Below are 23,737 nucleotides of genomic sequence, written 5' to 3'. Positions count from 1 at the left end.
GAAAGTGTTTGGATTATCTGGCACTCTCCCTTTCTTAGAAATATATTTTAGTGACACTTAAAAGAATGTAAAAAGTCGTTTTAATTAAAAAATTATAGTGAGGAGGGAAGCAATTGAAGTTCAAACAAAGGATGAAACGGATTGCAGCAAAAGTGCTGGCTGTTACGATGATACTGAATACGTTTTCCATGTCCGGGATTACAGCTTTTGCAGATTCCCCTGAGTTAAATCCGGATACAAATATGAAAAATAATGGAGGAGGTTTAAACTCAGCTTATTATTGGGGCAGGAACGATCCAAATAAAGGCGGAAGCTATGAACAGTGGTACGGGTTTAATATTCAGGGAATCCTTGATCCTGACCTGATTGGGGCAGAACATCCATATATCAATCTGGATCCCGGAAAATATCAAAACAACAATACCGCAGGCATCCAATTACACCCTCATGATGCCGTTCCTGTTACATGGGACTATTCTGGTTTTAAAACAGTAATCCGATCCGCTAATGAGAGCAATACCATTGCATATCCTTTGGTTATTGAAAATAATGGTGGTGTGCAAAAAATAACTGACCGTAATTATAATGTAGAAATGCAGATGAAGGTATATCCCAGTGCTGATCGAAAGTGGACCATGGTAGAGTACATCATGTATAATAACGAAAATCTGCATAAAACTATGTACCTGGCAACTGGTGCGGATATTATGGTTGGAGACGGGATTGGATATTCCGGAGGACCATCTGACCCGGCCGATGCATCGACTCTTTATTTGGATGATCAGGGATTCCATATGGTAAATGAAGCTACAAAGCAAACCTTTGATGTTGTTACCAATGGTGATAGTGAAGTGGGAAGAGAGCTTGGAGTAACCACTGTGGATACCAGATGGGCCGGCAGTGAATATATGGTATTTTATAATACCGTGAGCAGCAGCAGAAATGCTAAGTATTATGCCAATTTATTTGATGAACCTACAAATACTAATCATAAGGCAAATGAAGATGGCACAGTCCATTGGATAGAAGGAATGGACACAAAAATGTCTTATTCCTGGAAACTTGACTTAGGTCCATATCAGAAAGTGGTAAGGAAGGTAGCATTTAAAGCACAGGAACAAACTTATTATGTTTCTTCCCTTCATGGAAATGACGGATCGGGAACAGGTGAATATAATAATCCTTTTAAGACCATAGAAAGAGCAAAACAGGCTATCGGAAGTAAGAAAGGTTATATCTATATACAGGATTATGACCCAGTAAATCAAACCATTGATATTGGTGAAAACGGGGGTAGCCCTGATATTACAATTAAGACAGCAGATGTGGACTATCAACGAAATCGTATAACTACACCTGTTATATTAAGAAGAACTGAAAGCTGTAATGGACCACTGTTTAAAATGAAAGAGACAGGTACCGGTTCTATTCTACGGTTTGATGGGATCCATTTAAGCGGAGAGGAGATTCCTGGCCATAATTATCCATTGATTTCGGCTGATCGGGGTACCATTCAATTAAATAAGGATTCTGTTCTGGAAAAGAATATTGTGGTCAGCAACATCTCTGAATCAGCTGTCGGAAGCGCTGCACATATTACCGGCAGTGCAAATCTTGTCTTAGATGGTGCAGAAATTACGTTAAATCAATCCGCCTTACGGGGAGCTATCTATTTTGATAGCACAGGAGAGTTTCAGGTTCTAGATGAAGTTACCATAAAGGATAATGTAAATACAGATGGCAAAAAAGCAAATGTCTATCTGGCTGATGGGAAGCATATTACCGTAGAGGGAGATCTTGGTGCCTCCCGGATCGGTGTAACTTCCCAGCAGGTTCCGGAAGCTTCTGTTGGAGAGTCAACAGCTACAGGACAGGAAGTCGTTATAGCCGTTCCCTCGGCTGCTTATTCCTCAAATATTACCACCTGCCCGTTTGCGGACAATTTCTTGGCGGATGCAGACAGTGGAAATGGGACAGGGATCTTTGCAACGGTGGGATCCTCTGCCTTAGATAATTCAAAGAATACAGTACTAAAACGCAATGGATATACCGTAAGCTTTGTTTACCGGGATTCAACCACGGGAGGAACTGTGACCGGTGCACCGGATACCCCGAGCCTGTCCTTTGCATCAGGCGATGGGGTGGTGATTCCACCGCCATCGGCTATTTCCGGGTATGACTTTACCGGAATAGCCATTGACCAGGGGACCGGCGGCACCTTAACTGCGGTGGAAACAGAAGGGGTCGATTTTGGAAAATTAACCGGAACCATGCCTGGACAGGATGTGGTAGTTACCTATGAATATACACGGATCGATGCCTCCATTGCCTTTGTAGTCAACGGAGGGACGCCTCAGCCGCAGACACTGGTCGGAACGGCCGGGAACAGCGTAAACGCCCTGCTTCCCAGTGTAAGCAGGTACGGATACGTGTTTAAGGGCTGGAGTAAAGTGAACAGTCAGACCAGCCCGGAATACATTACCTCCCTGCCGGCTGTGTATCCGGAAAGCCCGATTACTTACTATGCCGTATGGGAGTCGGATCCGGGAGTGAAGTTTGATTATACGGTGGATTACACCAATCAGAACGGCTCCATCGTGTTCCAATCGACGACCACATCAAATACCTATTCCGTAGAATCGGTGATCCAGTCCCAGAAAAAGAACATCCATGGATATTTGTGGAGTCTTTTGGATTCTCTGACCAGCCCCGCTGAATATAACTATGAAGGGCTGGTACCAGAGCCTATCGGAAACTTTAACGGATCGACCGGGGAATTTTTAGGAAGGATGCCGGGACAGGATGCGGCTGTGAAATACGCATACAAGGTAGACCGGAATAATCCGGCGGCCAGATCGGATCTGACGGTGCGCTATGTGACGGAGAACGGAACTGTGATCCATGCGCCGGGTGTGACGCCGTATTACCCGGAGGATGCCATAAGCGCAAGTCCGCTGGATATATACGGATACCAGTACTTATCAGGGAGCATAACAGTTGGAGATACTGCGGATGATACGGATGGGAATCTGGTCAGTGCAGCCCAGGGAAGCTTTGGAAGCAACGGCGGTTTTACGGGCACCATGCCGAACCAGCCGGTAGAAATTACATATGTATATGAAGCAACAGGAGAAGGCTATCGGTTCACGGTTAATTATCTGGATAATGATTCGGCTGATAATAACTTGAGAAATATCGTTATTCCGGAGGTCCAGCAGAAAACAGCGGATACTACGGTCAGCACAGAATACCGGGAATTGTACGGTTATAGCTATGAAAGTGCGGCGGCGGTACCGGATTTAAGCGGAAGCTTTGATGCCGGCCATGATTATACAGGGATCATGCCAAGCGATGACCTGACCGTCAGCTATCGGTATGACCGTGTTCCGTCAGAATGGTATCAGATCACCTACCAGACTGGAACTCACGGTTCCATCTCCCATGGAAGCGGTGTGTCCCCTGACGTAGTAGAGCAAACTTTGGGAAGCGGGGTATATAGTACTTCAGTTCTTGGAAATGACGGCTCTGCAGCAGGGCAGACCGATAGTTATACCTGGAGTGTGGTAAAGGAAAAACGCCTGGTTCCTCTGACGCAGGCGGACCAGTATTACCGGTTTGCCGGGTGGTTTATAGACCAGGATGGAAACGGGGCATTGAATGACGGAGAGCAGCTTCTGGCAGAAGATCACCGTTTTACCGGAGATGCCACTGTTACGGCACTGTTTGAAGAGGACCCGGAGAAATGGATCGATATCCAGTTCGCGGCAGGAGAACACGGTTCTCTGGCAGACGGAAGTATTACCTCCCTCCATATCCAGTATGACAGGACCTGGGGAGACATCGCAGGCCAGATACCGGGCTATGTGCCGGAGATCAACTATCTGGTGGATAACTGGTATGACGGGGACTTGGAAGTGGAATCAAGCGATGTATTAAGGAATGGACATACCTATACCATACGTTTCTATCAGGATCCGGCCGTATTCGGAACGGATGTGGCAGTTCCTGATGCCTCCACCGGACTTAACGGGGAAGGAAAAGGAAAGATTACTGTTTACCATACCACAGCCGGATATCAGTACATTATTACAGATTTAAGCGGAAACATCGTGGGAGTGCAGACAGGAAACATCGCAGGCCGGGTATATTTTGACGGACTTTATCCGGGAGCCAGGTACCTTGTGTATGAGGCAGCAGGAAATGTGCATGCAATCGTGGGGAACCAGATCGGAGATACAGCAGGAAACATCAGTGACCCGGTGGAGGTACTGACCCCGGTGGTGGAGACCAACTACCAGATCCTTTACGATGAGAACCACGAAGGAAAGACGGTGCTTGTAATCAAGCCTGCCGATAAGAAGTCGGATTATGCGGTCTTAAGTAAGGATGGAACGGTCATCGTTACCACAGAAACCGGAAGTGACGGCTGGCAGACCGTGACAGGAAGTCCGGGAAGCGTGACTTTTTCCGGGCTGAATTACAACGAAGAGCACATCGTGGTAGCCAGGCCAAAGGGAGAGACCGGAATCACGGCAGAAAGCCGGAAGCTGGACGGATCGGTGATCACTACAGATCCTGGCGGAGCATTGGAGATCCCCAACTACATCGTGGAGACTTTAGAAGGCCGGGTGGTAAGTGTTGATCAGGAAACGATTGATGCAGCCAGATATGAGGAAGCCCATAAGGGAGACCGTGTGGTAATTACAGCAGATGCGGTTAACGGAGCAGGAGAAACGTTTCTGTACTGGAAGATCACCATAGGATCGGTGCCAGGGCTTACCGGAAAGCTGTATGAGAGAGAGCTTGGCTTTGATATGCCGGATACCAATCTTGTGTTTACGGCTTATTATTCCCGTCCAACAGCCAGTCCGAGCAATGCAACGGTGGTTGATGAGGTCCGGGGAGGAAGCGAAAATGAGATCGCCCTTGATCCGGGAGAGATACCGGATCTGGAGGAAGCGCTGACGACCGATGCAGACCGGGTGCTGATGGATCAGAACCATGCAGATGTGACCTATAAGGTGGTATATACAAAGAATGCGGCAAAGGCCACGGAATCCAATGCAGTAAAGGCATCGCCTGAGTATGACAGCGACCACAGCCAAGCGTTTAAGGCGGCCTGGGGACTGAATGTAGACATTGAACGGTATGTCAATGGAAGAAAGACGGCCATGGCCACGCCATCGGATGCGGAGTTTACTACCTATATCCAGTTAGGCAAGGATGATGTGGACATGATGGACTACCAGCTGTACCGGATCTTTACGGACCCGATTGACGGGACGATCCAGGCGGAGCTTGTGGAAATGTCAGATGATCCGGAAGAGACCGGAGGACTGTTTACCTTTACGGCCCAGGCAGGAATGAGGTATGTGATGGTGTATTCCAAAGCATACCGGCTCTACTTCTTAAACCAGACAGCCCTTCCAAGGTACCAGTATTACTTCAAGGTAAGAAAGGGAGAAGCTCCCAGCGACTGGTATTACTCCTATGAGTATGGTCAGGTGGAAGAACCGGCAGATATTTTCGTTAGTGATGAAGGCGTAGAGTACAGCTATGTAGGCTGGAGTTATCGTGAGGACCGCTTAAGTGAGTTCGATCCGGACCGGGAGATCAGCCGGAAGACCTATGTTTATGCATACTACGAGAACAATCAGAAGGAAGTAAATGATGCCAGGAAAGAGCTGGAGGATGCCATAAAGAACGCGATTGATAAGAGCGATGACTATTTCCTGACATTAAAGGAGACAGAGAAGCTTAAGGAAGCAATCGAAGAGGCCCTGGAGGTACTGGACCGTACTTCTCCAAAGGCGACCCTTGATGAACTGCTTGAAGCGCTGGAAAAGCTTAAAGAAGTGACAAAGCCGTTAGATAAAGTACTGGATGACCGTTATGACCACTATGATGAGATCCAGAGCTCCGGAAGCAAGGGAGGAAGCAAAGGCGGAGGAGGAACCGGAAGCGGAATCAAGGCCAACCCCTATAACCCAAGCAGGAGCAAGAGCTACATCGTGGGCACCAATGGAAACTGGGAAGAGCTATCAGGAAAGGGAAGCCAGTGGGCCTTTGTGCTAAACGGAGGAATCCGTCTGACAGGAATGTGGGCGAAGCTGGATTATGCAAACGGAGACGTGAACAAAAACGGCTGGTATCATTTCAATGCCAGCGGAATCATGGATTACGGCTGGTTCCGGGATGAGAAGCTTGACTGGTATTACTGCAATACAGAATCAGATGGCTGGCTTGGAAAGATGAAGACAGGCTGGCATCATGATAAGGAAGACAACCGCTGGTATTATTTAGACTCTGAGACAGGAATGATGGCAAAGGGCTGGAGGAATATCGGAGGAAAGTGGTATTACTTTACAGAGCAGAACAGCATGGAAACCTATCGGTATGATGCGGCAACGGAGAAATGGATCTATAAGAGCAATGAAGAACGGCCACTGGGATCCATGTACATCAGTGAGATGACGCCTGATGGATATGCCGTTGGGGGAGATGGAGCCTGGCTGCAGTAAGGATACGATGAAAAGCAGCAGCTTTCGTTTGCTGGAAAGGGAAAGTGTGCATATCCTTTGCTTTCCCTTTCTATAAAGAAAACCTGACAAAGCACGATTGAAAAAGGGGATAATAAACCTATGATAAAAAGCGAAGAAATGCAGAACATCTGCCGCAGCATGACTGTAACAGACCGGGTCAGTACGATGCTCATCTGTTTTCATGGAAAAAAGGAGGGAAATTTATATGGTGAAATTCTTAACTGCTATATAGACGGACCTGTGTGGTTTTCCGATATAGGTGATTTAATGCTGAAACTTGATGAAATATGCGACTGGGTTGGAACTCCCCAGCCTACCACTAATCCAAGGTTTCTTAATAAAAAAATGTCAGAAGAATATGCACACAGAACTAAGGGAAAAAACAAAATACCAGTAAAGGCAAAAATTCAGCTGCAGGATAGTTTGACCCTAAGTACCCGTGCGGTTCATGCAAAAGAAACATTGATTGTCAAAATAGAACATCGCCAAAACGCGAGTTTGCAGGGAATAGTGGCCGGCAGACTGACATCCAGAAATTATGTAGCGTTCCGAAGCGCTTTAGAACTGATGCGCATGATAAAAGAGATTGCCGTAAGAACGTAAAATACGGAAATGGACCATTGGCCCTATAAAATTAATATGATAAAAAGCCCGGAGAAAAGAAAATCTTCACCGGGCTTTCCTGCTGGGATTTGTATTACTGAACGAGATAGATTTCTGCACTCCTGGTGCCATAAGCACGGGTTTCACCATGAGTATTGAAGAATATATCAATGTGGTTCCCTTTGACTCCGCCTCCGCAATCCTCTGCTGTATAGACAACTCCGTTTATCATAATGCGGCTGCCGTAAGGAATGACCCTTGGATCAACAGAGATGGTATGGTTTGCGGTTGCAATGGTTCCAGTGCTGGTACGTCCTCCCCAGCCTCCGGAGCATTTGCGGCAAGAGCAGTAGGCCGTGGTTTTAAAAACTCCCAGGGAACGAAGATTGGAGGTGCTGTTTTGAAGACTTGCGGCAGCGGCAGCACCTACCCCATGTACTCTGGTGCCGGAAAGCTTCTGGCCTCCTGTATAGGCCTCGACCAAATAGGTGCCGTCTCCGTAGGAACTCCAGGGAACCGGCATTTCAAAGCCATAATTTCCGGTTCCGTTGGATACAAGATCTTCCCGGTACTTGGAGGCGGTGGTGGTAAGTTCTGCTACGACCTGTCCGTTAGACTGATTGGTAATGACAATCTTTACTTCTGCCGCAGAACTTGGATCAGAGCTGTTTAGGGCCCAGCCCCTGACGTTGTTCTCATCAGCATTGTCAATAATACCTGCTGTCTGGGCCGCCAAAACGTTCCATGCACTTATTAGGAAAAATGTCATCATTAGTAAGGTTCCGAGGAACCAGTGAATTCGGTTTGTTTTACTCATATTACAAATACTTCCTTTCTTTTTTACAATCTGTAACAAGTTTTAATATATTTATAATTATATGTAACAGATTTGTAATAAATGAGGTACAAGTAAACATTTTACACATTTTTCCAATTTTGTCAAGGTTAAGACGAAAAAAACCGCAGAAGCAGTGAAGTAATTCACTGTTCTGCGGCGTCATATGGGCATTTCCTACTGTTCAATGACTGCAAATAATTCTTTTGTCTGTCTTCCAAAATCCAGCGCTTCTCTGCGGCTTGCAAAGAAAATATCGATTTTATTTCCCTTTACGCCGCTTCCGATATCCTCAACGGTATAGACGATGTCGTCGATCATGACCTTTGTTCCAAGCGGAAGAAGTGTGATATCTGCGGATATGGTATGCTGCGGCTGCGGTATCGTACCGGAATAGGTACGGCTCTGTTTGCCGGTGCTTTCGCCAGGACAATAAGCAGTGGCGGAGAAGAGTCCCAGGGATTCTCCCTTTTGATAAACCGGTTTTGCCGGTTCTTCCGGCTTTACAGGTTCGGTTTCTTTTTTCTTAATGCCAGGTCCGATTTCCTCAGTACTGGCTGATGTCGTCTGATTTTCCGTGCTGGTTTGTATGGTTTGGTGATCCGTTCCAGAGTTTTCGGACTGTACTTGATTCACGGTTTGGTCATTTCCTGTAGTCTCGGCTGCCAGTGCAGTTGTAGACAACAGCAGGATACAAAGAAGTGTCAGGAATCCGGTGATCCTCTTTTTCCCTGAAAAACTATTCATAATTTACCTCCAAATGGATCAATCGGATATGCAGGCATATCCAGTTGATTCACAAGCTCAAGGTTGTAAGACATCTTTCCTTCAACCTTACCTCGCAATTGTGTTGTTATGGTGTCATAATTACCATTATATTACAAAAGTGTTAAATGTCAAGAAAATAATGTCAACAGCTTTGTAATATTTCATTTAGATATGAGGAAAAATGTACAAACAGGACATAAAAACTTCATCAAAAAGTTTTTAGGAATGTATTGACAAAAGTAGAAAAAAAGAATATATTATGAAAAGAAGATGTTAGCACTCCCAAACGTTGAGTGCTAACAAAAAGACTCAGAAAGGAAGTGGGGCAGTTTGAGTGGCAGAGATCAGCTAGATGAGCGGAAAGTAACTATATTAAAAGCCATCATCAAAACTTATCTGGAAACCGGAGAACCGGTAGGTTCCCGTACCATATCAAAGTATACGGATTTGAACTTAAGTTCTGCTACCATCCGGAATGAGATGTCTGATCTGGAGGAGCTGGGATATATCATGCAGCCTCACACCTCCGCCGGAAGGATTCCTTCAGACAGAGGATACCGCTTTTATGTGGACCAGATCATGCAGGAAAAAGAAGAGGAAGTCACTGAGATCAAGGATATGATGTTAAAGCGGGTGGACCGGGTAGAACTCTTGTTGAAACAGATGGCAAAGCTTCTTGCCCAGAACACCAATTACGCTGCAATGATCAGCGCGCCCCAATTCCACCGGAACAAACTGAAGTTTATCCAGCTCTCCAAGGTTGATGAAGAAAAGCTTCTTGTAGTTATCGTGGTGGAGGGAAATATCATTAAGAATACCATGATTCCCATTCATACGGAATTAGATGACGAAGGACTTCTGAATCTTAACATTCTTCTTAACAATGCCCTTAACGGGCTGACCATAGAGGAGATCAATCTTGAAGTGATCAGCAGGATGAAGGTTCAGGCGGGACCCCACTGTGATGTGGTGGACCGGGTTCTAAGCGAGGTGGCTACCGCTATCCGGGGTGATGATGATGACCTTCAGATTTATACCAGCGGGGCCACGAACATTTTCAAGTATCCGGAGTTAAGTGACGGAGAAAGGGCCAGTAAGCTTATCGGTACGCTGGAACAGAAGGATCTTTTGCAGGGGCTGATTGATGATATGAACAGCTCGGAGAGCGGATCCGGAATCCAGGTATACATCGGCGATGAGGCACCTGTTAAGGCAATGAAGGATTGCAGCATTGTAACCGCCAACTATGAACTGGGCGAAGGCTTAAGAGGTACCATTGGAATCATTGGTCCGAAACGGATGGATTATGAAAAGGTTCTCAGCACATTGCGTAATCTCATGACGCAGCTGGATACCATTTTGAAAAAAGATGAAAGGTAAAGGGTAGAGCATTGAGCATGGAAGATGTGAAAACAGATGAGAATCTGGCAGATGAGACTGTTCATACAGAGGATGCCGTTTTCGCTGAAAAAGAAATAGAAGGTGTAGAAGCCTGCGGGGACGATGGAACCCAGGAACATGTTCCGGAAGAAGAAATGGCTGAAGAGGGTTCCAAAGAAGAATCCGGGAAAAAGGGCCTTTTCGGAAAAAAGAAAGAGAAGAAAGACCCAAGGGATGAAAAAATAGAGGATCTGACAGACCGCCTTCAGAGGTCCATGGCTGAATTTGATAATTACCGCAAGAGAACAGAAAAAGAAAAGTCAGCCATGTTTGAAATCGGAGCAAAGGATATCGTTGAACGGATCCTTCCGGTAGTTGATAATTTTGAAAGAGGCCTTGCAGCCATATCTGAGGAGGAAAGAAACGCTCCTTTTGCAGATGGAATGGAAAAGATATATAAACAGCTTATGAAAACGCTGGAAGAAGCCGGCGTAAAACCCATTGAAGCGGTTGGAATGCCTTTTGATCCCAATTTCCATAATGCAGTAATGCATATTGAAGATGAGTCACTGGGTGAAAATATAATCTCCCAGGAGCTTCAGAAGGGTTACACTTACCGTGACAGCGTGGTAAGGCATTCCATGGTGCAGGTGGCTAATTAGTAATATAGCATCAGGAAGCAGATAATACATTCCAGGTATACCTTTACGCCCGATTGCATGGGCGGAAAATCATTTATATTTGTTTATTAATTAGGAGGAAAAAACTATGGGCAAGATCATTGGTATTGACTTAGGTACAACAAATAGCTGCGTGGCCGTTATGGAAGGCGGTAAACCAGTTGTTATTCCAAACAGCGAAGGCGTAAGAACCACACCATCCGTTGTTGCATTTACAAAGAACGGAGAGAGGCTAGTCGGCGAGCCTGCTAAGCGTCAGGCAGTAACAAACTCTGACCGTACTATCTCTTCCATCAAAAGACATATTGGTACAGACTACAAGGTAGCGATTGACGGAAAAAATTACAGTCCTCAGGAAATTTCTGCTATGATCCTTCAGAAATTAAAAGCAGACGCAGAGGCTTATTTAGGAGAAAAAGTAACCGAAGCGGTTATTACCGTACCGGCATATTTTAACGATGCACAGCGTCAGGCAACCAAGGATGCTGGTAAGATTGCAGGTCTTGACGTAAAGCGTATTATCAACGAGCCGACAGCAGCAGCTCTGGCTTATGGTCTTGATAATGAAAAAGAGCAGAAGATCATGGTATATGACTTAGGCGGCGGTACCTTCGACGTTTCCATCATTGAAATCGGCGACGGTGTCATCGAAGTTCTTTCCACCAACGGCGATACCCGTCTGGGCGGCGATGATTTTGATAACCGTGTCACCCAGTGGATGGTAGATGAATTTAAAAAGGCAGAGGGCGTAGACTTATCCGGTGATAAGATGGCTATGCAGAGATTAAGAGAAGCTGCTGAGAAGGCTAAGAAGGAATTATCCTCCGCAACGACCACCAATATCAACCTGCCTTTTATTACTGCTACTTCAGAAGGTCCAAAGCATCTGGATATGAACCTGACCAGAGCAAAATTTGATGAGCTGACATTAGATCTCATCGAGCGCACTGCGGTTCCGGTACAGAATGCATTAAGAGATGCGGGCATTACTGCAGCAGAATTAGGAAAAGTATTGTTAGTAGGCGGATCTACCCGTATGCTGTCTGCACAGGAAAAAGTAAAACAGCTGACAGGCAAGGAGCCTTCCAAGTCCTTAAACCCGGATGAATGTGTTGCCATCGGCGCCAGCATCCAGGGCGGTAAGCTTGCAGGTGATGCAGGCGCAGGCGATATCCTGCTTCTGGACGTAACTCCCCTTTCCTTATCCATTGAGACCATGGGCGGTGTTGCTACCAGACTGATTGAAAGAAATACAACGATCCCCACAAAGAAGAGCCAGATCTTCTCCACAGCGGCAGACAACCAGACAGCGGTTGATATCCACGTGGTACAGGGTGAGAGACAGTTTGCAAGAGATAATAAGACCTTAGGCCAGTTCCGTCTGGATGGAATTCCACCTGCAAGAAGAGGCGTTCCTCAGATCGAAGTTACCTTTGATATTGATGCAAACGGTATCGTAAATGTTTCCGCTAAGGACTTAGGAACAGGCAAGGAACAGCATATTACCATTACTTCCGGCTCCAACATGTCTGATTCTGATATTGATAAGGCAGTTAAGGAAGCTGCTGAATATGAGGCTCAGGATAAGAAACGTAAGGAAGGCATTGACGCAAGAAACGATGCAGACTCCATGGTATTCCAGACAGAGAAGGCTCTGCAGGAAGTAGGAGACAAGATCGATGCAAACGATAAGGCAACTGTGGAAGCGGACTTAAATGCATTAAAAGAAGCAGTTAACAGAGCTCCAATCGATGATATGACAGATGCTCAGATTGAAGATATCAAGGCAGGCAGAGAAAGACTGATGAACAGTGCTCAGGCTTTATTTGCAAAAGTATATGAGCAGGCTCAGGGCGGAGCACAGGGCGCAGGACCTGACATGGGAGCAGATAATGCAACCTATCAGGACAGCGATGTAGTTGACGGCGATTACAAAGAGGTGTAAACTAGTCTGGTCAACAGACAGGACTTTTGGAAAAGTGTTGTAGCGATACAGCACTTTTTCCGAATTTCTTCAGGCAAGAGTTCCTCAGCAAAGACGAGAGAAAACAAAGGCTTTCAGTTACCCTGATGGGTATTTGGGAACTTAGCCGTTCGGTGAGCCAAAGGTAAATCGAATTTTCTTAATCTATGAAAGGTAGACCTAAGATGGCAGAGAGTAAGAAAGATTATTATGAAACCCTGGGCATTCCAAAAGATGCGGATGATGCAGCGATTAAGAAGGCTTACAGGGCATTAGCTAAGAAATACCATCCTGACACAAATCCCGGAGATACTGCGGCTGCTGAGAAGTTTAAGCAGGCTTCCGAGGCCTACAGTGTCCTTAGCGATCCTGATAAGAGACGTCAGTATGACCAGTTCGGTTCTGCTGCCTTTGACGGAAGCGGGGGAGCAGGCGGCTTTGGCGGCTTTGATTTTAGCGGAGCGGACATGGGAGATATATTCGGAGATATATTCGGAGATATCTTTGGCGGAGGACGTAGCAGCGCCCGTTACAATGGGCCATCTAGGGGAGCCAATGTCAGAACCAGCATCCGCATCACCTTTGAGGATGCGATTTTTGGCTGCGAGAAGGAGATTGAGATCAATTTCAAGGAAGAGTGTTCCTCTTGTCACGGAAGCGGCGCAAAAGCGGGAACCTCACCTGTTACATGTACTAAATGTAATGGAAAAGGAAAGATCATGTATACCCAGCAATCCTTCTTCGGACAGATACAGAATGTTCAGACGTGTCCGGACTGCGGAGGCAGCGGGAAAATCGTTAAGGATAAATGCCCGGATTGCTATGGCGGCGGATACATTACAAAAAGAAAGAAATTTAAAGTCACCATTCCGGCAGGAATTGACAACGGACAGTCCGTTCGTCTTGCAGGTGCAGGTGAACCCGGAACCAATGGCGGTGAGAGAGGCGATCTGCTGGTAGAGGCAGTGGTTTCCAACCATCCGATTTTCAAACGCCAGGATACCAGCATTTTCTCAACGGTACCGGTTTCCTTTGCAAATGCTGCCTTAGGCGGAAACATCCGGATCAAGACCGTGGATGGAGAAGTGGAATACGAAGTGAAGCCAGGTACCCAGACGGATACCAAGGTGCGCTTAAAAGGAAAGGGTGTTCCTTCCCTGCGCAACCGGGCCATTCGGGGCGACCATTTTGTCACTTTGGTGGTTTCAGTGCCGGAGCGTATGACAGAAGTTCAAAAAGAGGCGCTTCGTAAGTTTGACGAAGCCATGAACGGCACAGTAGAAGGTGACAAACATAAAAAGAAGGGAATCTTTAAATAAGGATTCCGGAAGGTACATGGTTTTAAATGGAGGGGAACGTATGGGAAGGTTTGCAAAAAAACTGGCCCTGACAGCCGTTGTTATATGGATAGCAGCTTTATTTCCCGCGGCAGTCATGGCCGCAGACGGGCAGTCTGTCCGGGATTTTCCAGGATGGAACGGCACGGGTACAAAAAACAAAGGGCCGATTGAAGGAAGTGTATCCTATGACTGCTGGGATGACGACGATGACGATGATGATGATGGTCCGGGGGTCTACAGTTATCAGAGAGGCTGGCGTTACAGCCCTTCCGGCTGGTGGTTTCAGTACAGTGACGGAAGCTGGCCCTCTAACTGCTGGAAGTATATCGATGGCAGATGGTACCGGTTTAACCGGGAAGGCCATATGCTGACCGGCTGGTATACAGATGAGGGAGGCCTCCGATATTACTTAAATCCGGTGGATGACGGTACTTTGGGTACAATGAGGATAGGCTGGCAGATTGTAGATGGAAAGGCTTATTACTTTAATACCATGTCCGATGGTTATAAGGGAAGGCTGCTTACCAATACGACCACCCCTGACGGATATAAGGTGGGCGCTGACGGCGCCTGGATTCAGTAAACTTGATTGAATGGTTTTTAAGAGGTATGGCGGAAGTTTTCTGCTGTACCTTTTTCTCATTATGGAGAACTGAGAAAGTTTTTCACATAAAAAACAAAGGACGCACCACACGGCTGAAATGCATCGGCCATGAGGTGCGTCCCCTGTTTTCATTACAAAAATTTTTGCTTTGTAATTTGTGAAAATAGTTCCTGTTCCAATTCCAATCGCTCAGGCGGGTGTGATGGGGTGTAATGCATCAAGGAATTTCGTTTACTTGATATTTTTTTGCCCTTGCGATCGGAACGAAACAAAAGTTATTTTCATCCGTTCAATTAGTTAATGCAACAGCATCAGTTTTTATTGCATCTTTTTTAAAAAAAATTTTTTTTTTATAAATTACGAAATAACCCTTCAAATTTCGTACATGTTAGACGCTTGCAAGCGATTTCATTGTATGTTATGATATCTTGTGATTTAAAACTGAGAGCAAAACGTTCATATACTATAATGAGAAAGTCCGGTTCCCGGATGCCAAGGAAAGGAAACAGCCTATGTACCAATATTTGATCGTGTGCCCTCTTGTTTTTCTTGCGGGTTTTGTGGATTCTATTGCAGGGGGCGGAGGACTTATATCCCTCCCGGCATATCTGGCAGCAGGGGTACCTCCTCATTTGGCCATTGGTACCAATAAACTGGGTTCCACCATGGGAACTGTGATTTCTACGGCAAGATACGCAAAGGGCGGCTATATTAAAGTAAAGCTGTCTCTGCTTGCCGCACTTTTTGCTGTGGTTGGTTCTGTGATCGGAGCGCACTTATCCATGCTTGCCAGTGAGCGGCTATTAAAGGGCATGATGCTGGCGGTGCTTCCGGTTGTTGCCTTTTATGTTCTTAAGAATAAAAACCTGGGAGATCAGGAGGAGATCAGCAGCCTGCCTGAAAAAAAGATGCTTTTGATCAGCATATGTGCAGCACTGGTCATCGGATGCTATGACGGCTTTTACGGACCAGGTACGGGAACCTTTTTACTGCTGATTTTAACCGGATTTGCCAAAATGGATGTCAGGAGCGCATCAGGCACTACGAAAGTGATTAACCTGTCCTCCAATATTGCAGCATTGGCGACTTTTTTAATAAATGGAAAGGTTTTGATCCCCTTAGGACTGGCATCAGGACTTTTCTGCATAGCAGGCCATTATATCGGATCGGGCCTTGTAGTAAAAAATGGATTAAAGATTGTGCGCCCGGTGGTTTTAGTGGTGCTTTTGTGTCTGTTTATCAAAATTATAAAAGGATAGGGAATTGCTATGAAATGGAGAAAATTTACACTGACCACCACGACAGAAGCCGTGGATTTGGTCAGCAGCATGTTTGATGAAATCGGAATAGAAGGTATTGAAATAGAAGATAACATCCCTCTTACGGAGGCGGAGACAAAAGGAATGTTTATCGACATTCTGCCGGAGCTTCCGCCCGATGAGGGCGTTGCAAAGGTCAGCTTCTATCTGGAGCCGGATTCTGACATCGAAGGCATGTTAAAACGTGTGGAAGAAGGGCTTTTGGAACTTTCCATGTTCACGGATTTAGGGGAATGCACCATTGCGTCCGGTGAGACCGAGGATAAGGACTGGATTAATAACTGGAAACAGTATTTTAAGCCGTTTACCGTGGATGATATCCTGATCAAACCTACCTGGGAGGAGATCCCGGAGGAGCACAAGGACAAGCTTTTGATCGAGATCGATCCGGGAACTGCCTTTGGAACCGGACAGCATGAGACGACCCAGCTTTGTATCCGTCAGCTGCAAAAATATATTACTCCGGAGACAACCCTCCTTGACGTGGGAACCGGAAGCGGCATTCTGGGAATCACTGCCTTAAAGCTGGGTGCCAAAGAAGTATTTGGAACAGACCTTGATGAAAATGCCATTATTGCTGTTAAGGAAAATATGGAAGCCAATGATATCCCTATGGACAAGTTTTTAGTATTACAGGGCAATATTATTGATGACAGGGCGGTACAGGAGAAAGCAGGCTTTGAAAAATACGATGTAGTGGTAGCTAATATTCTGGCAGACATCATCATCCTTCTTCAGAAGGAAATTTCAGTCCACATGAAAAAAGACGCTATTTTCATTACTTCCGGTATCATTAACATGAAGGAAGAGGCTGTGAAGAAAGCATTTGAGGAAAATGAAGCCTTTGAGCTTGTGGAAACCACTTATCAGGGCGAATGGGTTTCTATAACAGTCAGGAAGAAATAGGAAGAGGAACGGGGAAAAGGATGTATCACTTTTTTGTTAATCCGGATCAAATCGGAGCAGAGACAATCCGGATCACGGGACCGGATGTGAATCATATTAAGAATGTCCTGCGGATGGGTGCCGGAGAACAGGTTTTAATCAGCAATGGCATAGACAAAGATTATCTGTGTGAGATTCTGGAAGCGGCTTCTCTGGAAGTTACGGCCAAAATCCTGTCTGTAGATGAGGGAGGCGCTGAGCTTCCCGCCAGGCTCTACCTGTTTCAGGGACTGCCAAAGGGTGATAAAATGGAGTTAATTATCCAGAAGGCTGTGGAACTTGGCGTATACCAGATCATTCCGGTACAGACCAAACGGGCTGTGGTGCGGTTGGATAAAAAGAAAGAAGAATCAAAGCTTCGCCGCTGGATGGCGGTATCAGAAAGCGCAGCCAAGCAGTCTAAGCGGCTTATCATACCGGAGGTCACCGGTGTCATGACCTTTCAGGAGGCCCTTACCTTTGCAAAGGATCTTGATATAACGGTCATCCCGTTTGAACACGCAAAGGATATGGCGGAGACGAAGGATATTCTGTCAGCCATTAAGCCGGGAATGAGCGCGGGGATATTTATCGGACCGGAGGGAGGCTTTGAGGATTCTGAAATGGAGCTTGCAAAGAATTTCGGAGCAAAACTGATTACCCTTGGGAAACGGATCCTGAGGACGGAAACCGCCGGCCTTGCCATTGTATCTGTACTGGCCTTCCAGCTGGAAGACTGACAGGGGGTGGGCACTTTCCAAAAAGCATGGACAGGGAAGAGGAAAGGAACGAGCCATATATGGAAGCTTATTTTGATAATTCGGCGACGACCAGAGTGTTGGAACCGGTAAGAGATATTGTTGTAAAAATCATGACGGAGGACTACGGGAATCCTTCCGCCAAGCATAAAAGGGGAATGGAAGCGGAACAGTATATTAAGGAAGCAGCGGAGATCATAGCCGGGACCTTAAAAGTTGCTCCAAAGGAGATCGTTTTCACCTCCGGCGGTTCAGAATCCAACAATATGGCCCTGATTGAGACTGCTATGGCCAATAAAAGGGAGGGAAACCACATCATCAGCACCGGCATAGAACATGCCTCAGTATATAATCCTCTGGCATTTTTAGAGGAACAGGGCTTTTCGGTGACTTACCTTCCTGTAGATGCCCATGGACATATCCGTCTGGAAGAGCTGGAGGCGGCAATCCGTCCGGAAACCATTCTGGTTTCCATCATGTATGTAAATAATGAAATCGGTGCGGTGGAACCCATCGAAGCCATTTCAAAGATCATAAAAAAGAAGAATCCGTCCATCCTGTTTCATGTGGATGCCATTCAGGCTTACGGAAAGTTTGTCATCCGTCCAAAGCGCCAGGGGATTGATCTTTTATCTGTCAGCGCCCATAAGATACATGGACCAAAAGGCGTTGGATTTTTATACATTGACCAGAGGGTGAAAATAAGGCCTTTGATTTATGGAGGCGGCCAGCAGAGAGGTATGCGTTCCGGTACGGAAAATGTTCCTGGAATTGCAGGCATGGGAGTGGCGGCTAAAATGATGTACACGGATCATGGAGAGAAGATGCAGTCCATGATCGCTCTTAAAGATTATATGATAGGCAGGCTTTCGGAGATCGACGGCGTTACGGTAAACAGCCTGCCCGGCGATTTGTCAGCGCCTCAGATCGTCAGCGCAAGCTTTTTAGGAGTCCGAAGCGAAGTGCTTTTGCATGCTCTGGAAGATAAGGACATTTACGTGTCCTCCGGGTCTGCCTGCTCTTCAAACCATCCGGCTGTCAGCGGAACATTAAAGGGAATCGGTGTTAAACCTGAGCTTTTGGATTCCACGCTGCGGTTCAGCTTCGGGGTTTATAATAACAAAGAGGAAGTAGATTACTGCATTGATGTACTTAAGGAGCTTTTGCCTGTTTTAAGGCGGTATCAGAGAGGCTGAGATTACAGAAAAAAATACCCTTCGGGTATACCTTTATGCCCCAAAATCACGGGCAGGAAAGAGGAAGGATAACAGATGCAATATCAATCATTTTTAATTAAATATGCAGAAATCGGGGTTAAAGGAAAGAACCGTTATCTGTTCGAGGATGCCCTGGTGACTCAGATCCGCCACTCCTTAAAGAGGGTGGATGGCGATTTTATAGTTTCCAAGGAATCAGGACGTATTTATGTAAATGCAGAGTCAGAATATGATTTTGATGAGGTCATAGAAGCGTTTAAATGTATCTTCGGCATTGCCGCCATCTGCCCTATGGTTCAGGTGGATGACAATGGATACGAGGATTTAAAGAAACAGGTGCAGTCTTATGTAGATGAATTCTACGAGGATAAGAATTTCACCTTTAAGGTCAATGCCCGCAGAGGAAATAAGAAATATCCGGTAAATTCTGAACAGATCAACCGGGATTTGGGAGAATTGATTCTTAACGCGTTTCCCGAGACAAAGGTAGATGTCCATAAGCCGGATGTGATGCTTCATGTGGAAGTCCGCAATAAGATCAATATCTACTCCCATGTCATTCCAGGTCCTGGCGGCATGCCGGTGGGAACCAATGGAAAAGCCATGCTTCTTTTATCCGGTGGTATTGACAGCCCGGTGGCAGGGTATATGATCGCAAAGCGCGGGGTTAAGATCGATGCTGTCTACTTCCATGCTCCGCCATATACCAGTGAGCGTGCCAAACAGAAGGTAATCGATTTAGCTAAGCTGGTTTCTAAATATTCCGGGCCGATTCGCCTTCATATTGTGAATTTTACGGACATCCAGCTGTACATTTATGACAAATGCCCTCATGAGGAGCTTACCATCATCATGAGACGTTATATGATGAAAATTGCGGAGCGTCTGGCAGAGGAGAGTGGATCCATGGCACTCATAACAGGAGAGAGCATCGGACAGGTGGCTTCCCAGACCATGCAGTCTCTGGCTGCTACGGATGCTGCCACCACTATGCCGGTATTCCGTCCTGTCATTGGCTTTGACAAGCAGGAAATTGTGGATGTATCGGAAAAGATCGGTACCTATGAGACTTCCGTGCTTCCCTTTGAGGACTGCTGTACCATTTTTGTGGCAAAGCATCCGGTGACAAAACCGAGTTTGAAGATGATCGAACGGTCAGAGGAAAAGTTAGAGGAAAAGATCGGCGAACTGGTTGAAACGGCCATAAGCACGGTGGAAAAGGTTTGGTGTTAAAAAAATAAAATCGGGGTCCGGCTCCTTTTGGAAAAGGCCGGGCCCCGAAAGACATTAAAGAAGTCCGATTCACCTGACGGCTGATCGAACGGCTGATTCTTAATCTACAATGTATGGAGATAAAACGTTTAAGATTTCATCAGCATTATTTTCAGAGTGGATATTTAAATCAATGGGTTTGGAAAGATCCAGGCTGAAGATGCCCATAATAGACTTTGCGTCAATTACGTATCTGCCGGAAACAAGATCAAAATCAGTATCAAACTTTGTTAAATCATTTACAAAAGATTTTACTTTATCGATGGAATTTAAAGATATACGAACTGTTTTCATGTGAAAAACCTCCTTGAGTGAGCTCTTTTATTTAATGAGGGACCGCTCTGGAACCGACCCTTAATCACTTCAATACTACTGATATATTGTACAAAAGTCAATGGTAATTTTACATGAAAATACTGAAAATAAAAGGATTATTTAGATAGGAGAAAACAAGATGAAAAAGGCAGCCCTGCATAATCTAGGATGCAAGGTTAATTCCTATGAAACAGAAGCCATGCAGCAGCTTCTTGAAAACGCCGGATATGAGATCGTTCCTTTTGCGGAAGGGGCAGATGTTTATATCATTAATACATGCTCCGTAACGAATATCGCGGACCGTAAATCCAGGCAGATGCTTCACAGGGCAAAGAAGATGAATCCGGAGGCAGTGGTCGTGGCAGCAGGATGCTACGTCCAGGCAGCGGGAGAAGAACTTAAAAAGGATGAAGCGGTGGATCTGGTCGTTGGCAACAATAAAAAAACCGAGCTGGTTTCTATTCTGGAAGACTACTTTGCCCAAAAGAAGAAGCCGGAAGAAGAAATAGCCTTCGGTCAGACCGCTGCGCCTGATGAAGCGGTGGAAACGGTTATTGATATCAATGACACGATGGAGTACGAGAATCTGTCCATTGATAAGATTTCAGACCATACCAGAGCATTTATCAAGGTCCAGGATGGCTGCAACCAGTTTTGCAGCTACTGCATCATACCATATACCAGGGGACGAGTGAGAAGCCGGAAGCCCGATGAGGTGGTGGAAGAAGTAAAACGTCTGACCACTTCCGGTTATCAGGAGATTGTACTAACAGGAATTCACTTAAGCTCCTATGGAAAGGATTTTCCTGAGGAAGAACGGCTTACTCTTCTGGATCTGATTAAAAGCATTCACGATGTGGAAGGATTAAAGCGGATCCGTCTAGGTTCCTTAGAGCCCAGGATCGTGACTGAGGAGTTTGCGTCAGAACTTGCAGGACTTCATAAAATATGCCCCCATTTCCACTTATCCCTTCAAAGCGGATGTGATAATACCTTAAAGCGGATGAACCGCCATTATACTACTGAGGACTATTTAAACCGCTGTCAGATTTTGCGGAAGGTATTTGAAAATCCTGCCATTACCACAGATGTGATCGTAGGATTCCCGGGAGAACGCTCCGAAGATTTCCAGGTGACAAAAGAATATTTGAAAAATGTTCAGTTCTATGAGATGCATGTTTTTAAATATTCCAAAAGAAACGGCACCAGGGCGGCAGTGATGCCGGACCAGGTACCGGAATCCATAAAGGCGGAGCGCAGCAATGACCTCCTTTGCCTGGAAAAGGAAATGTCCTTAGAGTATCGGAAGTCATGGTTAGGATCCAGGGTCGAGGTGCTTATGGAAGAGGAATTCTGGTGGAATGACGTTCATTATATGATCGGCCACACCAGAGAATATGTGAAGGCCGCAGTACCCTTTGAAGAAGGCTTAAAGGGCATGGTGATAGAGGGAACTCTGATGGAACTTATGAACGATGAGGTGGCATTTTTAAAGTATTGAGAGACAAAATTTATTTTTGGCTTGCCGAATCCAAACTTTTGGTTTAGAATATAGTAGAACAGTTAAAGGACGTGAGAAACATGGGCGATATTCATAATACGCAATTTTTCAAGGCAGTGCAGGAAAATAAACTGAATGTAAGCCAGGTGCTGGAACAGGTTTATATTGCTCTTAATGAGAAGGGCTATAATCCTATTAACCAGATCGTGGGCTATATTATGTCAGGAGATCCTACTTATATTACCAGCCATAAGAACGCTAGAAGTCTTATCATGAAAGTTGAGCGGGATGAGATTCTGGAAGAACTTATGGGAGTATATATTGATACGAAGTTGAAATAAGGCTGTGGATAATCATAAGTCTAGCTGTCAGATGAAGTGGAAGTAGGCGGAGTCTGACAGTTTGTTTTTATACGGTTGGCTTTGGACCAGCTTTCTTTTGCTGCATAAAGATTGGAAAAAGAGCAACCTTGGAGGAAAATATGAGGATTATGGGGCTTGATTACGGTTCTAAGACTGTAGGAGTTGCAGTTTCTGACTTACTTGGTATAACCGCCCAGGGAGTGGAGACAATTACGAGAGAAGACGAGAATAAACTGAGAAAGACCTGTGCCCGGATTGAGGAACTGATTCGGGAATATGAGATTGAAGCCATAGTCCTTGGCTATCCGAAAAATATGAATAATACGGCCGGTGAACGGGCCGAGAAAACGGAACAGTTTAAAGAGATGCTGGAGAGGCGGACTGGACTTACCGTCATTCTATGGGATGAACGGCTTACGACCGTTGCATCGGAGAGAATATTACAGGAAAGCGGTGTAAGACGAGAACACCGCAAGGCAGTCATTGATAAGGTGGCGGCAGGGCTGATCCTGCAGGGCTATCTGGACAGCTTAAAGCAGGAGACAGGAAATGAACAGTGATGAGAAGAAGATTACCCTGACAACGGATTCAGGGGAACACGTAGAGTTTTACGTTCTGGAGGAAACCAGAATTAATGGGATGAATTATCTGCTGGTAACTGATGCGGCAGATGACGATGACGAAGGGGAATGTTACATCTTAAAGGATTTGTCAAAGCAGGAAGACAGCCAGGCTTTGTATGAGTTTGTAGAGGATGATAACGAAATAGATTATTTATTTAAGATATTTTCCGAACTGCTTGACGGAGCAGATGTGGATATCCAAATTTGAAAGAAAAGCATCTTTCACACAAAAATGATGGTGAGTAATTGAGGGACTGTTAATGAAACAGGAAATATTTAAAAATATGCTTCGAGAGAAAGGACTCAAGGTGACCAACCAGCGCATGCTGGTACTGGAACTCATGGCAGAGCGCCCCGGGCAGCATCTGACTGCGGAAGAGATCTATGATCTGGCCAGGCAGGAGTGCCCGGAGATTGGGCTTGCCACGATTTACAGGACCGTGCAGGTACTTGTGGATCTATCTGTGATTGACAAGGTCAGTTTTGACGATGGATTCGCCCGCTATGAATTGGGGGGCTTGGATCGTGAGTCCAGACATCACCACCACCACGCGATTTGCAACCGATGCGGAAACGTATTTTCCTTCCAAGGCGATTTACTGGATACGCTGGAGCAGGCCCTTCTTGACAGGACAGGTTTTCTTGTGACCGATCATGAAGTGAAGCTGCACGGGTATTGCAGGAAATGCCGGGAAGCAATGGAAGAAGAACAGGACGGAAAATCATAAGAT

Annotated in this window: 20 protein-coding genes; 17 read left to right on the top strand and 3 right to left on the bottom strand. The window is 45.8% G+C overall.

The window, feature by feature from the left end; translation table 11 throughout:
* Nucleotides 1-113: 113 nt before the first annotated feature.
* Together BMW45_RS01675 and BMW45_RS01670 are read left to right on the top strand one after the other, a co-directional pair.
* Nucleotides 114-6,521 (top strand): hypothetical protein, encoded by a 6,408-nt coding sequence (locus BMW45_RS01675; protein ID WP_242882855.1) that lies wholly within the window; start codon nucleotides 114-116, stop codon nucleotides 6,519-6,521.
* Between the two features lie 120 nt (nucleotides 6,522-6,641).
* Nucleotides 6,642-7,145 carry a hypothetical protein gene (locus tag BMW45_RS01670; RefSeq protein ID WP_025231547.1) on the top strand — a complete coding sequence of 168 codons (504 nt, stop codon included), beginning with the start codon at nucleotides 6,642-6,644 and terminating at the stop codon, nucleotides 7,143-7,145.
* Nucleotides 7,146-7,239: 94 nt separating this feature from the next.
* On the opposite strand, the gene BMW45_RS01665 is transcribed toward BMW45_RS01670, so the two are convergent.
* Both BMW45_RS01665 and BMW45_RS01655 read right to left on the bottom strand, forming a co-directional pair.
* Nucleotides 7,240-7,962: a 3D domain-containing protein gene (locus tag BMW45_RS01665; protein ID WP_092240270.1), complete on the bottom strand. Its 723-nt coding sequence runs from the start codon at nucleotides 7,960-7,962 to the stop codon at nucleotides 7,240-7,242.
* A gap of 195 nt (nucleotides 7,963-8,157) precedes the next feature.
* Nucleotides 8,158-8,727 carry a 3D domain-containing protein gene (locus BMW45_RS01655; RefSeq protein WP_092240268.1) on the bottom strand — a complete coding sequence of 190 codons (570 nt, stop codon included), beginning with the start codon at nucleotides 8,725-8,727 and terminating at the stop codon, nucleotides 8,158-8,160.
* A 351-nt stretch (nucleotides 8,728-9,078) separates the two neighbouring features.
* Here BMW45_RS01655 and hrcA point away from each other — a divergent pair, with 351 nt between their 5' ends.
* From hrcA to thiI, 10 genes are all read left to right on the top strand, one after another.
* Nucleotides 9,079-10,128 carry a heat-inducible transcriptional repressor HrcA gene (hrcA, locus tag BMW45_RS01650; RefSeq protein ID WP_092240267.1) on the top strand — a complete coding sequence of 350 codons (1,050 nt, stop codon included), beginning with the start codon at nucleotides 9,079-9,081 and terminating at the stop codon, nucleotides 10,126-10,128.
* Nucleotides 10,129-10,145: 17 nt separating this feature from the next.
* Nucleotides 10,146-10,790 carry a nucleotide exchange factor GrpE gene (grpE, locus tag BMW45_RS01645; RefSeq protein WP_092240266.1) on the top strand — a complete coding sequence of 215 codons (645 nt, stop codon included), beginning with the start codon at nucleotides 10,146-10,148 and terminating at the stop codon, nucleotides 10,788-10,790.
* 106 nt (nucleotides 10,791-10,896) lie between these two features.
* Nucleotides 10,897-12,753 (top strand): molecular chaperone DnaK, encoded by a 1,857-nt coding sequence (gene dnaK / locus BMW45_RS01640; protein ID WP_092240265.1) that lies wholly within the window; start codon nucleotides 10,897-10,899, stop codon nucleotides 12,751-12,753.
* 203 nt (nucleotides 12,754-12,956) lie between these two features.
* The gene (dnaJ, locus tag BMW45_RS01635) at nucleotides 12,957-14,090 is read left to right on the top strand and encodes a molecular chaperone DnaJ (protein WP_092240264.1); all 1,134 of its coding nucleotides are present in this window, start codon (nucleotides 12,957-12,959) and stop codon (nucleotides 14,088-14,090) included.
* Nucleotides 14,091-14,130: 40 nt separating this feature from the next.
* Nucleotides 14,131-14,694, top strand: coding sequence for a glucan-binding protein (locus BMW45_RS01630; protein ID WP_092240263.1), 564 nt, complete (start codon nucleotides 14,131-14,133; stop codon nucleotides 14,692-14,694).
* A gap of 533 nt (nucleotides 14,695-15,227) precedes the next feature.
* Nucleotides 15,228-15,974, top strand: coding sequence for a sulfite exporter TauE/SafE family protein (locus BMW45_RS01625; protein WP_092240262.1), 747 nt, complete (start codon nucleotides 15,228-15,230; stop codon nucleotides 15,972-15,974).
* A 9-nt stretch (nucleotides 15,975-15,983) separates the two neighbouring features.
* The gene (gene prmA, locus BMW45_RS01620; RefSeq protein WP_092240261.1) at nucleotides 15,984-16,940 is read left to right on the top strand and encodes a 50S ribosomal protein L11 methyltransferase; all 957 of its coding nucleotides are present in this window, start codon (nucleotides 15,984-15,986) and stop codon (nucleotides 16,938-16,940) included.
* A 20-nt stretch (nucleotides 16,941-16,960) separates the two neighbouring features.
* Nucleotides 16,961-17,698, top strand: a complete 738-nt coding sequence (locus BMW45_RS01615) for an RsmE family RNA methyltransferase (protein ID WP_092246080.1) — start codon at nucleotides 16,961-16,963, stop codon at nucleotides 17,696-17,698.
* 59 nt (nucleotides 17,699-17,757) lie between these two features.
* A complete protein-coding gene (locus tag BMW45_RS01610) occupies nucleotides 17,758-18,912 on the top strand; it encodes a cysteine desulfurase family protein (RefSeq protein WP_092246077.1) in 1,155 nt (384 codons plus the stop codon).
* Nucleotides 18,913-18,987: 75 nt separating this feature from the next.
* Nucleotides 18,988-20,166: a tRNA uracil 4-sulfurtransferase ThiI gene (gene thiI, locus BMW45_RS01605; protein WP_092240260.1), complete on the top strand. Its 1,179-nt coding sequence runs from the start codon at nucleotides 18,988-18,990 to the stop codon at nucleotides 20,164-20,166.
* A gap of 99 nt (nucleotides 20,167-20,265) precedes the next feature.
* On the opposite strand, the gene BMW45_RS01600 is transcribed toward thiI, so the two are convergent.
* Nucleotides 20,266-20,499 (bottom strand): HPr family phosphocarrier protein, encoded by a 234-nt coding sequence (locus tag BMW45_RS01600; RefSeq protein ID WP_013271604.1) that lies wholly within the window; start codon nucleotides 20,497-20,499, stop codon nucleotides 20,266-20,268.
* A gap of 160 nt (nucleotides 20,500-20,659) precedes the next feature.
* On the opposite strand from BMW45_RS01600, the gene mtaB reads away from it, so the two are divergent.
* From mtaB to BMW45_RS01575, 5 genes are all read left to right on the top strand, one after another.
* Complete coding sequence (gene mtaB, locus BMW45_RS01595; protein WP_092240259.1) at nucleotides 20,660-22,021, top strand: tRNA (N(6)-L-threonylcarbamoyladenosine(37)-C(2))-methylthiotransferase MtaB; 1,362 nt, start codon at nucleotides 20,660-20,662, stop codon at nucleotides 22,019-22,021.
* A gap of 80 nt (nucleotides 22,022-22,101) precedes the next feature.
* On the top strand, nucleotides 22,102-22,362 hold the full coding sequence (locus BMW45_RS01590; RefSeq protein WP_025231561.1) for an IreB family regulatory phosphoprotein: 261 nt from the start codon (nucleotides 22,102-22,104) through the stop codon (nucleotides 22,360-22,362).
* Between the two features lie 140 nt (nucleotides 22,363-22,502).
* Complete coding sequence (gene ruvX, locus BMW45_RS01585; protein ID WP_092240258.1) at nucleotides 22,503-22,943, top strand: Holliday junction resolvase RuvX; 441 nt, start codon at nucleotides 22,503-22,505, stop codon at nucleotides 22,941-22,943.
* A complete protein-coding gene (locus tag BMW45_RS01580) occupies nucleotides 22,933-23,214 on the top strand; it encodes a DUF1292 domain-containing protein (RefSeq protein ID WP_054790629.1) in 282 nt (93 codons plus the stop codon). The genes ruvX and BMW45_RS01580 overlap by 11 nt, the downstream gene beginning before the upstream one ends.
* A 52-nt stretch (nucleotides 23,215-23,266) precedes the next feature.
* Nucleotides 23,267-23,734: a Fur family transcriptional regulator gene (locus tag BMW45_RS01575; RefSeq protein ID WP_092240257.1), complete on the top strand. Its 468-nt coding sequence runs from the start codon at nucleotides 23,267-23,269 to the stop codon at nucleotides 23,732-23,734.
* The last annotated feature ends 3 nt before the right edge of the window (nucleotides 23,735-23,737 follow it).

Origin of the sequence: Lacrimispora sphenoides, from assembly GCF_900105215.1 — a bacterium.
Taxonomy (GTDB): Bacteria; Bacillota; Clostridia; order Lachnospirales; family Lachnospiraceae; genus Lacrimispora; species Lacrimispora sphenoides_A.
The sequence above is the reverse complement of the archived record's forward strand: the minus strand, read 5'-3'. Positions and strand labels throughout refer to the sequence as shown.